The sequence below is a fragment of the Vibrio sp. SALL6 genome (genome assembly GCF_002002385.1).
In the GTDB taxonomy this organism is placed as follows: Bacteria; Pseudomonadota; Gammaproteobacteria; order Enterobacterales; family Vibrionaceae; genus Vibrio; species Vibrio parahaemolyticus.
This window is the reverse complement of the sequence record NZ_MQVK01000023.1, coordinates 293,691-310,767: the sequence shown is the minus strand read 5'-3', so window position 1 is coordinate 310,767 and position 17,077 is coordinate 293,691. Positions and strand designations below refer to the sequence as shown.

Annotated in this window: 13 protein-coding genes and 1 tRNA gene; 13 read left to right on the top strand and 1 reads right to left on the bottom strand. The window is 44.9% G+C overall.

The window, feature by feature from the left end; translation table 11 throughout:
* Positions 1 to 6: 6 nt before the first annotated feature.
* The 7 genes from pal (at position 7) to BIW15_RS16075 (ending at position 5,900) form a co-directional block, all read left to right on the top strand.
* Entirely contained in the window at positions 7 to 531 is a 525-nt protein-coding gene (pal, locus tag BIW15_RS16105) for a peptidoglycan-associated lipoprotein Pal (protein WP_077281293.1), read from the top strand.
* A gap of 15 nt (positions 532 to 546) precedes the next feature.
* On the top strand, positions 547 to 1,302 hold the full coding sequence (gene ybgF, locus BIW15_RS16100; RefSeq protein ID WP_015296493.1) for a tol-pal system protein YbgF: 756 nt from the start codon (positions 547 to 549) through the stop codon (positions 1,300 to 1,302).
* A 211-nt stretch (positions 1,303 to 1,513) separates the two neighbouring features.
* The gene (gene nadA, locus BIW15_RS16095) at positions 1,514 to 2,575 is read left to right on the top strand and encodes a quinolinate synthase NadA (protein WP_005459805.1); all 1,062 of its coding nucleotides are present in this window, start codon (positions 1,514 to 1,516) and stop codon (positions 2,573 to 2,575) included.
* A gap of 118 nt (positions 2,576 to 2,693) precedes the next feature.
* Positions 2,694 to 3,737 (top strand): potassium channel protein, encoded by a 1,044-nt coding sequence (locus tag BIW15_RS16090; RefSeq protein WP_023585413.1) that lies wholly within the window; start codon positions 2,694 to 2,696, stop codon positions 3,735 to 3,737.
* Positions 3,737 to 4,153: a DUF350 domain-containing protein gene (locus BIW15_RS16085; RefSeq protein ID WP_005459831.1), complete on the top strand. Its 417-nt coding sequence runs from the start codon at positions 3,737 to 3,739 to the stop codon at positions 4,151 to 4,153. Before BIW15_RS16090 ends, BIW15_RS16085 begins: the two co-directional genes overlap by 1 nt.
* An 8-nt stretch (positions 4,154 to 4,161) precedes the next feature.
* Complete coding sequence (locus BIW15_RS16080; protein ID WP_077281292.1) at positions 4,162 to 4,731, top strand: DUF1190 domain-containing protein; 570 nt, start codon at positions 4,162 to 4,164, stop codon at positions 4,729 to 4,731.
* 2 nt (positions 4,732 to 4,733) lie between these two features.
* Positions 4,734 to 5,900 (top strand): glutathionylspermidine synthase family protein, encoded by a 1,167-nt coding sequence (locus BIW15_RS16075; protein WP_017448283.1) that lies wholly within the window; start codon positions 4,734 to 4,736, stop codon positions 5,898 to 5,900.
* 73 nt (positions 5,901 to 5,973) lie between these two features.
* On the opposite strand, the gene BIW15_RS16070 is transcribed toward BIW15_RS16075, so the two are convergent.
* Entirely contained in the window at positions 5,974 to 6,585 is a 612-nt protein-coding gene (locus BIW15_RS16070; RefSeq protein ID WP_005459839.1) for a YecA family protein, read from the bottom strand.
* Positions 6,586 to 6,638: 53 nt separating this feature from the next.
* Here BIW15_RS16070 and BIW15_RS16065 point away from each other — a divergent pair, with 53 nt between their 5' ends.
* From BIW15_RS16065 to vmeB, 6 genes are all read left to right on the top strand, one after another.
* On the top strand, positions 6,639 to 9,059 hold the full coding sequence (locus BIW15_RS16065; RefSeq protein ID WP_077281291.1) for a hybrid sensor histidine kinase/response regulator: 2,421 nt from the start codon (positions 6,639 to 6,641) through the stop codon (positions 9,057 to 9,059).
* A gap of 456 nt (positions 9,060 to 9,515) precedes the next feature.
* Positions 9,516 to 9,965 carry an L-alanine exporter AlaE gene (locus BIW15_RS16060; RefSeq protein WP_005459815.1) on the top strand — a complete coding sequence of 150 codons (450 nt, stop codon included), beginning with the start codon at positions 9,516 to 9,518 and terminating at the stop codon, positions 9,963 to 9,965.
* Positions 9,966 to 10,109: 144 nt separating this feature from the next.
* A tRNA-Ser gene (locus BIW15_RS16055) sits at positions 10,110 to 10,197 on the top strand.
* 457 nt (positions 10,198 to 10,654) lie between these two features.
* Positions 10,655 to 12,292, top strand: a complete 1,638-nt coding sequence (locus tag BIW15_RS16050; protein ID WP_005485898.1) for a methyl-accepting chemotaxis protein — start codon at positions 10,655 to 10,657, stop codon at positions 12,290 to 12,292.
* Positions 12,293 to 12,716: 424 nt separating this feature from the next.
* A complete protein-coding gene (gene vmeA, locus BIW15_RS16040; protein ID WP_077281290.1) occupies positions 12,717 to 13,856 on the top strand; it encodes a multidrug efflux RND transporter periplasmic adaptor subunit VmeA in 1,140 nt (379 codons plus the stop codon).
* Positions 13,857 to 13,858: 2 nt separating this feature from the next.
* On the top strand, positions 13,859 to 17,020 hold the full coding sequence (gene vmeB / locus BIW15_RS16035) for a multidrug efflux RND transporter permease subunit VmeB (protein WP_077281289.1): 3,162 nt from the start codon (positions 13,859 to 13,861) through the stop codon (positions 17,018 to 17,020).
* The last annotated feature ends 57 nt before the right edge of the window (positions 17,021 to 17,077 follow it).

Sequence of the window (17,077 nt, the reverse complement as noted above, 5' to 3'; positions counted from 1 at the left end):
AATAAGATGCAACTGAACAAGGTTCTAAAAGGGCTACTAATCGCGCTTCCTGTAATGGCTATGACTGCGTGTAGTTCAAGCGACGACGCAGCTTCTAACACTGGCGCAGCAACTAACAACAATGCTGCAGCAGAAACAACAGTAGCGACGCCGATCGATCAAAGCGGTCAGCTAACTGAACAAGAGCTAAAAGAGCAAGCACTTCGCGAAACTCAAACAATTTACTTCGCGTTTGACAACTCTACAATTGCAGGTGATTACGAAGAGATGCTAACAGCTCACGCTTCTTACCTAAGCAAGAACCCTGCTCTAAAAGTAACGATTGAAGGCCACGCTGATGAGCGCGGTACTCCTGAGTACAACATCGCTCTAGGCGAGCGTCGTGCTCAAGCAGTTGCTAACTACCTACAAGCGCTAGGTGTACAAGCAGATCAAATCTCAATCGTTAGCTACGGTGAAGAGAAGCCACTTCTTCTAGGTCAATCAGATGAAGTGTACGCTAAAAACCGTCGCGCGGTTCTAGTATACTAATTCGAGGAAATCCTCATGTTCAGTAACACTAAGCGCGCTGTTGCGCTTACGTTACTGGCAAGTGCAGCGAACTTCGCGTTCGCTGCACCAGCTCCAGTATCCGATCTCAACAGCACATCCTCAGCCTCTAAGAGCCGTTCATCTGAAACGGAAGTCGAGCGATTAGAGCGTCTACTACAAAATCGCAACCGTGTTCAGCTTCAAATGCAAGAGCAGATTGACCAAATGTCACAAGAGATCAGTGATTTGCGTGGTCAATTAGAGCGAAATAGCTACGAAATGCAGCAAATGTTGCAGCGTCAACGTGAGTTGTTTGTCGAGCTTGACCGTATTCGCGGTGAGATGAAGTCGGCACCGGTAAAAGAAACCAAACCAGCAGAAACTAGTGGTAAATACACGCCAAATGTTGATGAGCAAACGGCATACCAAAATGCGGTTGACTTAATCCTTAAAAAGCGTGACTACACTGGTGCAATTGCTGCGTTCCAGCAGTTCCAGAAAGACTATCCTGATTCCACATACTCAGCGAATTCACACTATTGGTTAGGCCAATTGTACTTCGCCAAGAAACAGGATAAAGACGCGGTTAAAAGCTTTGCTGCGGTAGTGTCTTATAAAGACTCTAACAAACGAGCTGACGCCTTGCTTAAGTTAGGCGAAATCGCAGAGCGTAATAACAATGCCGCTCAAGCGAAAAAATACTACCAACAAGTTGTCGATGAATACCCAGGTAGTGCGTCGGCTAAACTGGCTGGCTCAAAGTTAAAATAAACACCATTCTAAAAAGGAAGCTTCGGCTTCCTTTTTCTTTTTAGATGTCTTCTGCTTTTTAAATTTTTTACAAAATTGCCACGTATAAGAAAATGCCACATGTAACAAAGATATACGTCTAGACCGCTAGAAATTCTAGTTACAGGTTGGTTTTTGAAAATTAACGAGGTTACAATACGCGGATTAAAGGAAGTTGCGTAGAGCAAGAGCAATGAGCCACATATTAGATAAAATCGACACTGTTTACCCATTCCCACCAAAACCAATTCCGTTAAGCGAAGAAGAAAAATCGTCTTATATCGCGAGCATCAAAGAGCTGCTAAAACAAAAAGATGCAGTACTGATCGCGCATTACTACACCGATCCTGAAATTCAAGCACTCGCGGAAGAAACAGGTGGTTTTGTTGGTGATTCACTAGAAATGGCTAAGTTCGGTAACCGCCACCCAGCAAGCACACTGATTATTGCAGGCGTACGTTTTATGGGTGAGTCGGCTAAAATTCTGACACCAGAAAAACGAATTCTAATGCCAACGCTGGAAGCGGAATGTTCACTTGATCTAGGTTGTCCGGCGGACAAATTCAGTGAATTCTGTGATGCACACCCAGATCATACGGTTGTTGTCTACGCAAACACTTCTGCGGCAGTGAAAGCTCGTGCTGACTGGGTGGTCACATCAAGTATCGCGCTTGAAATCGTGGAACATTTAGACGCTGAAGATAAGCCAATTATTTGGGGACCAGACCGTCATTTGGGCTCATACATTGCCAATAAAACGGGCGCAGATATGTTGCTTTGGCAAGGTGAGTGTGTAGTGCATGATGAATTTTCTGCTGATGCACTTCGCAAGATGAAGAGTGTTTACCCAGATGCTGCGATTCTTGTTCATCCAGAGTCACCAGCAAGTGTGGTGGAATTGGCTGATGCTGTCGGCTCTACAAGTCAGCTTATCAAGGCTGCGAAAGAACTCCCTCACCAACAAATGATCGTGGCAACGGATAAAGGCATCTTCTTTAAGATGCAACAATTGGTGCCAGAAAAAGAATTGATCGAAGCGCCTACGGCTGGTGCTGGCGCGACTTGTCGCAGCTGCGCACACTGTCCTTGGATGGCAATGAACGGCTTGAAAGCGATTGAAAAAGCGCTTAGTGAAGGTGGAGAAGAGCACGAAATCTTCGTAGATGAAGCGCTACGAGTGAAGTCTCTTATTCCACTGAACCGCATGCTAGATTTTGCTGAGCAGCTAAATATGCAAGTGAAAGGTAACGCGTAATCACTTCTATTTATTAAGATAAATCCCAAAAAACCAGCCGAATATGGCTGGTTTTTTTGTTTTTGATTATCAATGGTTTAATATTGATTGATTTTGTAAATGCAGGGATCGGATATTTATGGCTGTGTGGCTAGTAGTTAAAAAGTGGCTTAGTTCGCACCTATTTAAATTAAGCAACCGAAACCTTCTTGTTATTAGTATTTTGTACATCAGTTTATCGTGGGGGCTTTTGGCTCTTGCGGGTGAAAAAGCGCTAACGGACAACTTCTCCAACTTCATTTATTACCTCATGGTTACCGCTAGTACGGTGGGCTATGGAGATCACTCTCCGGTCACAGACTTAGGGAAGTGGGTTGTTGTGTTGTTTGTTATTCCCGGTGGCTTGAGTTTGTTTGCTGCGTTATTGGGGCGTGTAGCTGGTTCTGCAATCGATTATTGGCGAGCGGGTATTTTGGGTAAACGGAGAGTGAGAGTGGAAAATCATATCGTATTGCTTGGGTGGAACGGGTCGAGAACAATGCACTTGATTCGTATGTTGCAACACGAAGAAGAAGGCAAGCGCCCTATCGTGTTGTGTAGTCGCTCTGATATTGAAAACCCATTGCCGGGTGAGATTCATTTTATCAAAGTGACCAGTTATACCGACGCACAGGAAATGAAGAACGCCAACATTACTGATGCGAGTTGTATCATTGTTGATAATCTTTCGGATGACATTACGCTCTCCGCTGCGCTTTATTGTGCCTCTGTGAATCCTGACGCACACTTGCTGGCTTATTTTAAAGACGACGCCTTAGGTCGATTGCTCAGTCAGCATTGCCCTAAAGCAGAGTGCATTCCTGCCGTAGGAGCAGAAATGTTGGCGAAAGCGGCAGTAGACCCTGGCTCTAGTGCCTTGCACCAAGAATTACTGGCATCCACCCGTGGGATGACACAGTACTCAGTCATTTATCCTGAGAATCAACCTATCACCACCATTGAGAGCATCTTTGGCTTTATCAAAAAGTGTCACCACGCGACGTTGATTGCGTTTGATGTCGGCAACGGTATCCAACTCAACCCAGATTTAGATGCGGAAGTGCCACCGGGTACCAAGTTGTTTTACATTGCAGATGAACGTATTGATGATTTTGCATGGAAAGAAATGAACAAGGAACAATAATGCACATGATTGCCGGCCTGTTAGCAGGTTTTCCAAACTTTTTACTCTACTTCTCAGTATCCATTATTTTTGTTTTGGCGTTTAAGTTCATCTACGTCAAGCTTACGCCTTATGATGAATGGCATCTGATCAAGGAAAAGCAAAATACCGCAGCCGCAGTGGCGTTGAGTGGCGCTTTTCTGGGTTATTGTATTGCGATTTCGGGTGCGGCAAAAAACTCAGTCAACATTGTCGACTTTATGGTTTGGGGCGTTGTTGCCATGCTTGCGCAAATCATCGCATTTGCCATCGTGCGTTTTATTTTGCTGCCAAGAGTTACTGAGCGTATCGAAAAAGATGAGCTGCCTGCAGGCATTGTACTTGCGGCGGTTTCTATATCGGTCGGCATGTTGAATGCTGCTTGTATGACGTACTAGGAGGAACGATGAAGCGCAGTTCCAACGTTAAACGTTCTTCCATGGATAAAAGCTTAAAGCTTGGAAAAATCATACCGTTCGCGGCATTTGGCGGAATTTTCTTCCTTGCGACCCAAGAATCAAAGACTGAAGGCTACATTTTTTCTGACGCCGATGAATGTAAATTCAACTCGCCAGTGTTTAGTGAGCAGTGTGATATTGCTTACCAAGAGGCATTGGCTCGTGCTGAACGAAATGCTCCTCGTTATAACAATGAATTCGAATGTGAAAACGACTTTTACGAAGACGATTGTTACTACAGCTCAAGCTCTCGTGCTTATGTCCCTCATTTTGGCGGCTTTTTCTATAGTCGTTCAGTTAATGATTTGAAAGGTTACAACAAGAGTTATTATTCGGAACCGATGTACCGCTATAAGTCCAAATTTTATAACGGTGCAGGCCAGTTTTTTGGCTCCTATCGTAACCAGTCGACCAAAGTCGCGACCAGTAACTTAAACAAACGTGGGGGTGGAACCATTGGAAGAGCAATGTCTCGAGGTGGATTCGGGAAAGCGGTTTCGGTCAGTCGTGGCGGTTGATTATGTTTCGACGAGAGATACAAGAACGAGAAAACTGGCGTGAATTAGCACGCCAGTTTGGTTTTGGTTTTCATTCTATGTATGGGCAACCGTATTGGGATGAGAGTGCTTACTACCAATTTACGCTGGAGCAAATCGAGCACGACCTAGAATCCCCCACTGAAGAACTGCATCAGATGTGCTTGTCTATTGTGGATGAGGTGGTTCGCTGTGAGCAACTACTGACGAAATGTGCGATTCCTGAGTTGATGTGGGAACAGGTAGCGTCTTCGTGGCAACGAAAAGAGCCTTCACTCTATTCTCGTTTGGATTTTGCGTATAACGGAACATCACCAGCAAAGCTACTCGAAAACAATGCCGATACACCGACAAGTTTGTTTGAAACGGGTTTTTGGCAATGGGTGTGGCTGGAAGATGTAGTTAACAAAGGTCGAATTCATCAAGCTGCGGATCAATTCAATATTCTTCAAGACTTTCTAATTGAGCGTTTTGCGGAGATAGCCAAATATCAACCGGGACAAACTCTCCACTTTAGCTGTTGCAAGTACACAGAAGAAGATAAAGCGACTGTCCAGTATTTAGAAGATTGCGCGCGCGAGGCGGGGCTAGCGACAGCTTTTGTGCACGTCGAAGATATTGGTGTAACGGAAGACGGAAAATTTGTGGATGTGGACGAACGAGCCATTCGTTGGATGTTCAAACTTTATCCTTGGGAATTCATGTTTGAAGAGGAATACGCGAAATACTTAGCGACTGCAAATGTCAATTGGCTAGAACCCATGTGGAAATCGATTTTATCCAATAAAGCACTTTTGCCATTGTTGTGGGAACGCTTTCCAAATCATCCCAATCTTTTGCCTGCCTATTTTGCTAATGACCCAAAAGCGAGTTGTTTGAACGATTATGTCATCAAACCGTTATTCTCACGGGAGGGGGCGAATATTGAGATCGTCAAAGATGGAAAGCGCTTGGTGAAAACGCCGGGGCCTTATGAATCGAAGTTCAATATCGTCCAGAAATATCATCCGTTGCCTAAGTTTGGGCAGAACCATACGTTAATCGGTAGTTGGCTCGTCAATGATAGAGCGGCGGGTATTTCGATTCGTGAAGACAGTAGCCTAGTGACGCAAGATATGGCGCGCTACATTCCACATGTGATTTTGACGTGATCAAAAAAGCTCTCCATTCGGAGAGCTTTTTCATATCAGATGTTCAATTTCAATGATCAACGATTACGTTATTTTATTGCTCTTCAGCCAACGCAACACCGCGTTGAGTAAGACCACATAGCATCACAGGTATAGCATTGAAGATCTCTTCAAATTGCTCTAAGCCTTCCATGCCTTGCTCTGCAAGCGTTGCAATGGTGGTTTCTGGATCGTACAACATGGTAAGAGAGAGCAGCACTCCACCCAATAGGGCACTGTCTTCGCTGTCTTCTGGCATTAACGTTTCCCAATCATCACGTGTCAGTTGCCAACCTTGAAGTACACCTTCACAGAAATCACGAGTACTTGCTGAGACAATGTCTTGCTCATCGAGAGTACAACCTTCAGGCCATTGCCAAGAACCTTCTAGCAAAGCTGGTCGAGTTTGGTTCCACATTTGTACAATTTCATCAATGTACAGTTCTAGTTGTTCACCATCTGAGAAAGGTGCAGTCTCTTCGCCGCCCCATAAGAATGGTAGCCACTCTTGAGGGTTCAACACATTTGGCGCTGATGCCATCGCGGTTACAAAGCCTTGAGTTTTCGCTAGGTTTAGTAGTTTTCCATCAAGTTCTGGAAGAGAAAGCATGTCTTGTAGTTTCAAAATAGAATACCATTTGTTAATGGGCTGATTGGTTGCGCTCATCTTACCAATCAATCAGTGATAAATCGATATTAGGGAATGATTCGTCTACAGATATGGAAATTCGTTCGTCACTTAGAAAAAAAAGCATTCTCGCTCTCACACTGTACCTGTGTTTTTTTATCGCTACGATAGGGTCGGTGGTGTACTTGGTGGTTGAGCCACCTGTCCGTGACAAACTAGAAAGAAATCTCGATTTACGTACCCAACTGCTTGCTTCCCAGATAAAAGAGCCGCTCATCACATCCACGGGCGTGCTGAATAGCTTAGTTGGGCTTGCGCAAAGCTCAAACCAAAGCAATTCCCTTAAATCGACCATTCCTCAGATTTTAAGATTAAGCGACGAGATCATCGTCAGTGGTGGATTGTGGCCCAAACCAGAACTCAAAGAAGAACGATGGCGGTTTACCAGTTTGTTTTTTAACAAGAACAGTGAGGGGAACATCGATCAGATTCATTCATACAACAATCCAGAATCTGGCGGTTATGACAATGAGCCGTGGTATCGCGCAGCCGCTGAACGACCGTCAGGCTCGGTGAGTTGGTCTGCGGTGTATATTGATACTTTCACTCAAGTTCAAATGATTACCGCCTCTGCGCCGTATTATAGAAATGGAGAGTTTGCAGGCGTTGCGACGGTCGACCTTTCTTTGGAGGCCTTATTCCAGTTCATTCGTGAGCACACCAACCAATACTCTTTGGGTGTGGTCATTCGAGATGCTAACTCGAATGTCATCATCGAACACAACTTTCAAATCACCAAACAAATGTACATTAGTAAACTCGATTTTGGTGAATTTCATTGGAAGCTAGAAGTTGTCAATGCTAAGGCGAAAGTGGCAGATCAAGTGTTCGAGCAAGTCATGAGTGTTGAAGGCGGCATCATCCCATTCTTATTGCTATGCGTTCTCGTTGGGTACTATTTACTTAACCGATACATTGTCGAACCTATCGTACGAATCGCTACAAAAATTGATGATTCCAAAACTGGCGGGATCATTGATATCGATTACGGAAGTGAGGACGAAATCGGCCATCTCATTACCAAATTCAACGAGAAGACCATTTACCTCGAACAAGAGAGAGTAAAAGCCCAAGCGTCGACAAATGCCAAAACTGCTTTTCTTGCCACTTTGTCGCATGAAATCCGTACGCCGATGAATGGGGTACTCGGCACCGCCCAAATCCTGCTCAAAACGCCGTTAACGGACGAACAAAGAAAACACCTTAGTACACTATACGATTCTGGTGATCACATGATGACGCTCCTGAACGAGATTCTTGATTACTCCAAGATAGAGCAGGGACATGTAGAGTTTTCGAACTCGCCATTTCCCATAGAATCGATCATCGGCAGTATAAAAAGCGTTTATCATACCTTGTGTGCAGAGAAAGGATTGCAGTTTAAGGTGACGTCGTTAGTCCCTGCGGGACGCTGGTATGACAACGACAAAGCGCGCCTTCGTCAAGTGTTGTTTAATTTACTCAATAACGCCGTGAAGTTTACTGACAGAGGCATTGTTGAAGTGACGCTGAGTGAGCAAACTCACTATGACAAAACTGTGTTGGTTATCGCGATAAAAGACACGGGAATAGGGATATCTAAAGAGGCGCAAAAACGTATATTTCGCCCATTTGAGCAAGCAGAATCATCAACCACAAGGCGCTTCGGCGGGACTGGCCTTGGCCTTGCAATTGTTAAAGAGATCGCCGAGCACATGGGCGGTCATGTGACTGTGCAAAGCCAAGAAAATATCGGCACCACATTCACGGTTGAAGTTGAGATCTCTCCTTGCGAACCGGGGAAAGTGGAATCAGGACATAGGCACAAGCTCAATTGCAATGGTTTGAAGGCCTTGATAGTAGAGGACAATCGAACCAACGCCATCATTATGGAAACCTTCTTAAGAGCAAAGGGCTTTGAATGCTCAAGTGTTGAAAATGGACAGCTAGCGGTAAATAAAATAGCTGTAGAGCCGTTCGATTTAATATTGATGGACAACCATATGCCTGTCCTTGATGGAGTTGGGGCAATCTCAGCAATTCGCTCCATGAGCAGCGCTGCGAAGTCGGTACTGATATTTGGTTGTACTGCGGATGTGTTCAAAGAGACCCAAGAGCGCATGTTAGGCGTAGGCGCTGACCATATCATTGCTAAACCAATAGTGGAGTCCGAACTGGATGATGCTTTGTACCGACATGCCGATTTGCTGTATCAATATCAAACCAAGCAAAATCAACAAGCATTAGAAGTGTTGGGAACCGATTCTTTGCTGATTAGCTTTTATGTCGCTCTAGATAATGGCAATCTCGGAGACGCGCTTGATGCGCTGCTTGCTATAATGGATAGCCTTCAACCTAATACAGATGAGGTATTGTCGGAGGTAATCACTAGGATTAAACGCGATCTACTGCGTCAATCTCTACCCGATCAGGAAGATATAGACACATTAACTATGTTACTTGCTACGCCGTAATTTACAGATAAAAAAGCAGTCCATTTGTTTTCTTCGCCGCTCTTTTGGCTCTTCCTGAACTTCAGCGTATTTTTACCATATCGGTAGTGCTTTGTGCCGTCATTTATACTCTGAGTTTTTACATCTAGGTAGCATAAGCGTTTGCAATTGGTGTAATAAAACCAAATTTTGTTCCAATTCTATACCATCTACTCATTTTCAACCCTCTTAAAAGTAAGTCATTTCCATATTTTTGTGCCTTTTTTACCCGTAAAATCCTGTTTTTTCGCTAAAACGGTGAAAAAAACTACTTTTGTTTCTAAAGTTGGTTATTAATTTACAACTTCATTTTAAATATGGAGCCATAATCTACAAATGTTGTGATTTAATAGTGTCATTAACTGGTAATTAAGTTGTGTGGCAGTTAATCATATTTAGTTCTTTATTAATTGCAGTGTTTGATTTTAGGGGTTGTAAATGAAGTCTCGTGGACCATTTTGTATTCGTCATGCCGCAGCGGATACTTTTGCTATGGTTGTTTTTTGCTTTATTACAGGGATGATTATCGAGATTTTGATTTCAGGAATGACGTTTGAGCAGTCTCTGGCATCACGCACGTTGTCTATACCAGTAAATATTGCGATTGCTTGGCCTTATGGCATGTTCCGTGATTGGGTTTTGCGCCAAGGTAACAAACTTTCACCTTCCTCTTTCATGAAAAATGTGTCTGATCTTGTATCGTATGTGCTTTTCCAATCACCTGTGTACGCCGGCATTCTTTTAGCCGTTGGTGCATCGTATGATCAAATTGTTACGGCAGTTGCGAGCAACGCTGTGGTTTCTTGTGGAATGGGCGTGTTATACGGCTACTTTTTGGATATGTGCCGTCGTTGGTTCCGCGTTCCGGGTTATCATCAAGGCGTTTGATTGACACTGTTTTGTTCAATTTAGTTACTTAGTGAGCAAACGAGTGTAAAAGAAGGCTTTTTTTACGGTTTAGCCTTGACCATGAGGCTCATAATCATTAAATTAGCGCCTCGTTAGCCAAGAATGCTAACCACAATTTGATTCGGTGAGTTGTCCGAGTGGCTGAAGGAGCACGCCTGGAAAGTGTGTATACGGCAACGTATCGAGAGTTCGAATCTCTCACTCACCGCCACATTCGAAGCCCTAGCAGAAATGCTAGGGCTTTTTCGTTTTATCAATTCGTATTTTTCTTCTTCCTTTCCTTGTTCTTTTCGAAACGCCTATTTATATCCATCTATCTCAATTTATTTGTTGCTGTAAGCTTTAAACATAAATAGATCATCTGCCTAACGTCATTCACTGTTTGGTGTGATTCTAAGGAAAATATGAATAAAATCAGGCGACGTTGAAATAAACTTAAGTACTATTTTGTTACATTTTTTACGTCGTGAATCATTTATTTTTCATCATTCTTGTGATTTGCCTCGATTAAAGAAAATTTCCTATAAATCAATTAATTGTTGAAAACAGAACCGTTATCAAAAAGACAAAAAATATTAGATAAAGTTGATCTAGTTACTCAGTTGAATAGTCCATTTGTTTGATATGATAGTGAACGAATTGTACATATATATTAAGGGAATCTATTCATGTTCCAAAACTTTACAATCAAACAAAAGATAGTGATTCCTCTATCTTTGATAATTGGATTGTTCACCGTGAGCTCAGTATTAAATGTTATGACAACGAGCAAGCAATCTGAATTAAGCGACACCTTAAATGAACAGATCGTACCCAACCTGTTCACGATTGAAGATGCGTACCGCGATCTTTACCAAGCGACTTCTGCTGTTCAAGGCATTGCCTTAGCAGAAACACAAGCAGATATTGATCATCACATTCACGAGTACAAAGACAATGCTTACAAAGCGTTGCCGCGTATGGAAAAAGTGATTGAGCTATCACGTGCGGGAGTGATGCCTGCATCACACGGTGCTGATGTGCAAAAACTGGTGACTTTAGGTCAAAAGTGGCTACAAAGTTACGAAGTGATGTTGAGCAAGCCTCAATCTCAATGGCTAAGCTACTACAACGAGCACAAGAACACGTTTGAGGAGCAATTTGTTGATGTTCGAGCCCAGCTCAATGTCGTGAAAAGTGCTATCGAAGATAAGCAAGGTGAGTTGAAGTCAGACATTTCAGCGGCGACTGCACGAGCAGAATCGATTTTAGAAATGGGTATCATCGTTGTGATCTTAGCGGCGCTTGGTATGGTGTTCCTGCTGCTACGCACAGTACTTAAACCATTAAACGACATCAAAGATGCAATGGCGCAAATCGCTTCGGGTGATGGTGATCTTAGCCAACGAATCCAAATTAATACGCAAGATGAAATTGGTCAGCTGGCGAAGGCATTTAACGAGTTTGTTTCTAAAATCCAAGCGACCGTGTCACAGGTGATTGATAGCTCAAACACGCTTCGTCAAGAGATGGCAAACTTAAGCTCGCTCACCGCGACGATTGCAGATTCGACAGTTTCTCAACAGCGCGATAGCGAAGCAGTTGCTGCGGCAGTGCATGAAATGCAAGTGACTAGCCGCAATGTGAGCGAGAGTGCAAATGAAGCAGCAGTTGCAAGCCAAACCGCGAATGATGAGCTTTCTAATACCAATGTGATTTTGGAGCAAACGGTCGGCTCGATTCGTGACTTGGCTGGAGAGATCGAAAGCGCAAGCCATGTGATCAATACGCTAGATAATGATGTGAGCGATATTGCCTCTGTACTAGATGTAATTCGCGGCATTGCAGAACAGACTAACTTACTTGCACTGAATGCGGCGATTGAAGCGGCGCGAGCGGGTGAGCAAGGTCGTGGTTTTGCTGTGGTTGCTGACGAGGTACGCTCTCTTGCAAGTCGTACGCAGCAAAGTACGGGTGAAATCCAAGCTATGATTGAAAAGCTTCAGTCTGGTGCAGGGCAAGCTGTAGAAGTGATGCGTGGTAGCCAAAACAGCAGTGAAGAGACCATTCAATCTGCTGGGCGAGCAAGCGAATCTCTGGCTGAAATTCTCAATGCAATTTCACGCATGAATGAGATGAACACGCACATTGCAACTGCAGCGAGTCAACAAAGTACAGTGAGCGATGAAGTGAATACCAACGTTCAGGGTATTGCAGACAGCAGTACATCGATTGTTGATATTGTCACGCAGGCTCAGCAATCACTTGCGATGCTGTCACAACAAACTCAGAGATTGGATCAGCAAGTCAGCCAGTTCCGAGTTTAAGTTCTGATATTTGAAATTGATTCGAAACAGCCCGCTGATGTGCGGGCTCTTTTTTAGCTGATGTTTAACGTAGCTTTTCGCCAATTGGATTTAATCAATTAAATCTGGACTTGACCTCAAAACTCTGTACAAACACTCGCCTTTTTTATCATCAATTTACACACTTTTTGACCCGTCCACTTGTACACAGAAAAGTGTGATTTCCAACACAATATCTTCAAATCTGAGAGTTCTATTGCACCTTTACAACAAACGTATTCGACAAGCGTATAGAAACGTAAATTTTGTTGTATGTACAACACTGGGTAATTATCATTCTAACTAATTTGTTTGGGATAGATGCATATCCACTAATCATAATCGAGCCATTCAGAACGCATTGAATTGGATATTTGTAGGGCTTGCAAAATAAGAGAGATGTTTCATGAGACGTAGAACCACGCTATCGCTGCTGATTGCATCGAGCCTGTTTATGGCGGGATGTCAACCAAGCCAAGAAGGAACTGAGCAAGGTGGTGGCGCCGCTCCCGCAACCGAAGTGAATGTGTTGACGGTTGAACCTGTTCGACAAGCTTTGACGGTTGAGTTGCCAGGCCGCAGCCGTGCATCTAAAGAGGCGGAAGTCCGCCCACAGGTAACGGGTATTATTTCAGAACGTAACTTTGTTGAAGGTGGCGTTGTGGAAAAAGGTCAGTCGTTGTATCAAATTGATGACTCTTCATTTCAAGCGGATTTGCTTAGTGCAGAAGCGGAGCTGATTCGTGCGCAAGCTTCTGAAGAATCGACGTTTGCAACCGTTAAACGTTACCGCGCATTGATTACCAAGAAATCGATCAGTCAACAAGATCTGGATGAAGCAGAAGCGGCTTACAAAGAAGCGAAAGCGCAAGTGCTCGTAGCCAAAGCGAAGATCAATACTGCAAAGATCAATTTGACTTATACCCGTGTGAAAGCGCCGATCAGTGGCGTGATCAGCAAGTCAAATGTGACTGCGGGAGCGTTGGTTACGGCAAACCAAGCCGACAAGCTAACGACGATTCAACAACTTGATCCGATCAACGTGGATATCGTTCAGTCTTCTGCTCAATTGCTGCGACTAAAAGCGGCGCTTTCTCAAGGTCACATGCAAGAAGATCAATCTGCGCAAGTCGCATTGACGCTTGAAGATGGCTCGACTTACGAGCACAAAGGCACAATGAAGTTCACGGAAGTTAACGTGGATGAAAGTACGGGAAGCGTAACTTTGCGTGCGGAATTCCCAAATCCTGATGGTTTACTTCTCCCGGGTATGTTCGTGCGTGCGACCGTGATTACTGGTGTTGACCCTAGTGCGATTTTGATCCCGCAAAACACCGTGACTCGCGATGCAACAGGTAAAGCTTCGGTGATGACGGTGAGTGCTGATAATACTGTTGCGATTACGCCAGTCATCACGGCGGAAGTCATAGACAACCAATGGCGCATCATTGATGGATTAAAAGCCGGTGATCAAGTCATTACAGCGGGTTTGCAAAAGGTGCGTCCGGGTAGCCCAGTCACCATCCAAACGGGAGAGCAGGGATAATCATGGCTCGATTTTTTATTGATCGTCCGGTTTTTGCTTGGGTATTGGCGATTCTGACCATGCTTGCAGGGATCATGTCCTTGTTCAACTTGCCAGTGTCGCAATATCCAACCATTTCGCCGACCACGATCACCATCAGTGCGCGCTATCCTGGTGCTTCTGCTAAAACGGTGGAGGACTCTGTCACTCAGGTTATCGAGCAAAACATGACAGGTCTGGATTACCTACGTTACTTGTCTTCGAGCAGTGACGCTTTCGGCAATGCGACCATTACACTGACTTTTGATAGCGAAGCCGATCCTGATATCGCGCAGGTTCAAGTGCAGAACAAACTGCAATTGGCGTTGACTTCGCTTCCTATGGAAGTGCAAAGCCAAGGTATTGTGGTGAACAAATCTAACACCTCATTTTTGATGGTGGTGGCGGTTTATTCTGACGATCCAGATTTTACACAAAACGACATTGCCGACTTTGTTGTAACCAACATTCAAGACCCAATCAGCCGTGTGACGGGTGTGGGTCAAGTACAGGCTTTTGGTTCTCAATATGCGATGCGTGTGTGGCTTGACCCGTTTAAGCTGACTCAGTTCAACCTGACGGCAATTGACGTTGCAAATGCGATCAGTGAGCAGAATGCGCAAGTGTCATCTGGTCAATTGGGTGCAGCACCTGCGCAGAAAGGTCAATTGCTTAACGCGACGATCTCTTCTGCGAGTCGTTTAAGCAGTGTGGCTGAGTTCCAAAACATCATCTTGAAATCAGATGCGAGCGGTGCAAACGTTTATCTAAGAGACGTTGCTCGTATTGAGCGCGGAGCAGAAAGTTACGATATTCAAGGTCAGTACAACGGTTTGCCGGCGTCTGGTTTAGGTATTTCACTTGGTACAGGTGCGAACGCGCTGGAAACGGCGGCTGCAGTCAAAGAGCGTTTAGCGGAGTTGAGTGAAAACTTCCCAGATGGTCTGAAAGTCGCTTATCCATTTGAGACAACACCGTTTGTAGAAGCATCGATTCAAGAAGTAGTGAAAACGCTACTGGAAGCGATTGTGTTGGTGTTCTTGATTATGTACCTGTTCTTACAGAACTTCCGTGCAACGATCATCCCGACGATTGCGGTTCCGGTTGTACTCTTGGGTACGTTTGCCATTCTTTACGCGACAGGTTTCAGCGTGAATACCCTGACGATGTTTGCGATGGTTCTGGCGATTGGTTTGTTGGTGGATGACGCCATCGTTGTGGTAGAAAACGTTGAGCGTGTGATGCACGAAGACGGGCTCGATCCAAAAGAAGCAACTAAGAAATCGATGGGGCAGATCACTGGCGCGTTGATTGGTGTTGGTTTGACCTTATCGGCAGTATTCGTCCCTATGGCATTTATGTCAGGTTCGACCGGGGTAATTTACCGTCAGTTCTCGATCACCATCGTTGCTGCGATGACGTTGTCAGTGATGGTTGCGATCATCCTGACACCCGCGCTGTGTGCTACGTTACTGAAAAAAGGTGACGCTGAATTTACGGATAAAAAAGGCTTCTTCGGTTGGTTTAACCGTAAATTTGATTCGATGACCGCAGGTTATGAGGCTGGTGTAGCCAAGTTGCTAAAACGCACTGGGCGCATGTTGTTGGTGTTTGTGGCAATGAGCGCTGGTGCGGGTTGGTTATTTATGAATCTGCCGACGTCTTTCCTACCAGATGAAGACCAAGGTACGGTGTTCTCGATGGCAATTTTGCCGCCGAACTCGACTCAAGAGCAGACAGAAAAAACACTCGATAAAGTGCGTAGCTATTTCTTGGAAGAAGAAAAAGACAACGTGAGATCCGTGTTTACCGTGGCTGGTTTTAGTTTTGCTGGTCAAGGCCAAAACATGGGTATGGCGTTTATTGGCTTGAAAGATTGGTCTGAGCGCGAAGCGCCGGGTTCGGATGCAGCATCTTTGACAGGCCGTGCTATGGGTTACTTCTCAACCATCAAAGAAGCCATGGTATTTGCGTTTGCGCCTCCTGCCATCCAAGAGTTGGGTAACGCAACGGGTTTTGATTTCTATCTACAAGACTCCCTGAGCCTTGGTCACGAAGCATTAGTTGCTGCACAAGGGCAATTACTGGGAATGGCAGCGCAGAATCTAAAACTAGTTGGTGTTCGTCCGAATGGCCAATCTGATGCGCCAATGTACCAAGTGCATGTAGATCACGTTAAATTGCGCGCGCTGGATGTCAGCATCAACGACGTGAACCAAATCCTATCCGCCGCTTGGGGTGGAGCGTATATCAACGACTACATTGACCGTGGTCGCGTTAAAAAAGTGATGGTGCAAAGTGACGCAGAGTTCCGTATGCAGCCAGAAGATTTTAACTCATGGTATGTACGCAATGCACAAGGTGAAATGGTGCCGTTCTCGGCGTTTGCAAGTGGTGAATGGACGTATGGTTCACCGCAGCTTCAACGCTTTAATGGCCTAGCCGCGATGAACATTCAAGGTGGCGCTGCTCCAGGTGTCAGTACGGGTGAAGCAATGGCTGAGATTGAAGCGATGGTTGAGCAGTTACCAGAAGGCTTTACGGTGAACTGGAACGGCATCTCTTATGAAGAGCGTTTGTCCGGCAACCAAGCTCCAATGTTGTACGCGTTGTCCATTTTGGTCGTGTTCCTAGTACTTGCTGCGTTGTATGAAAGCTGGTCTGTACCGCTTGCGGTCGTGTTGGTTGTACCTTTGGGCGTATTAGGCGCTGTGCTCGCAGTACTTGGTCGTGGAATGGACAACGACGTGTTCTTCCAAGTGAGTTTGTTAACCACAGTGGGTTTGGCTACGAAAAACGCGATTTTGATCGTTGAGTTCGCGAAAGAATATTACGAGAAAGGTGCAGGTCTGATTGAAGCTACACTGCACGCCGTGCGTGTACGTCTTCGTCCAATCATCATGACGTCCTTGGCGTTTGGCTTGGGTGTGGTTCCGTTGGCAATCAGTGCTGGCGTGGGCTCTGCTGGTCAAAACGCGGTAGGTACTGGTGTGCTTGGCGGCATGATCAGTGCAACCTTGCTTGGTATCTTCTTTGTTCCGGTGTTCTTTGTTGTGGTAGAGCGTTTGTTTGATCGCCGTGCCCAAAAAGAAGCGCAGAAAGAGCGATCTCAAGAACTCGCTCCAGCAACGGAAAAGTCGGAGTAAGACTTCGTAAGCTTAACTGAGTTATACTAATAACAATAAACATAATAAAAGGGCGCG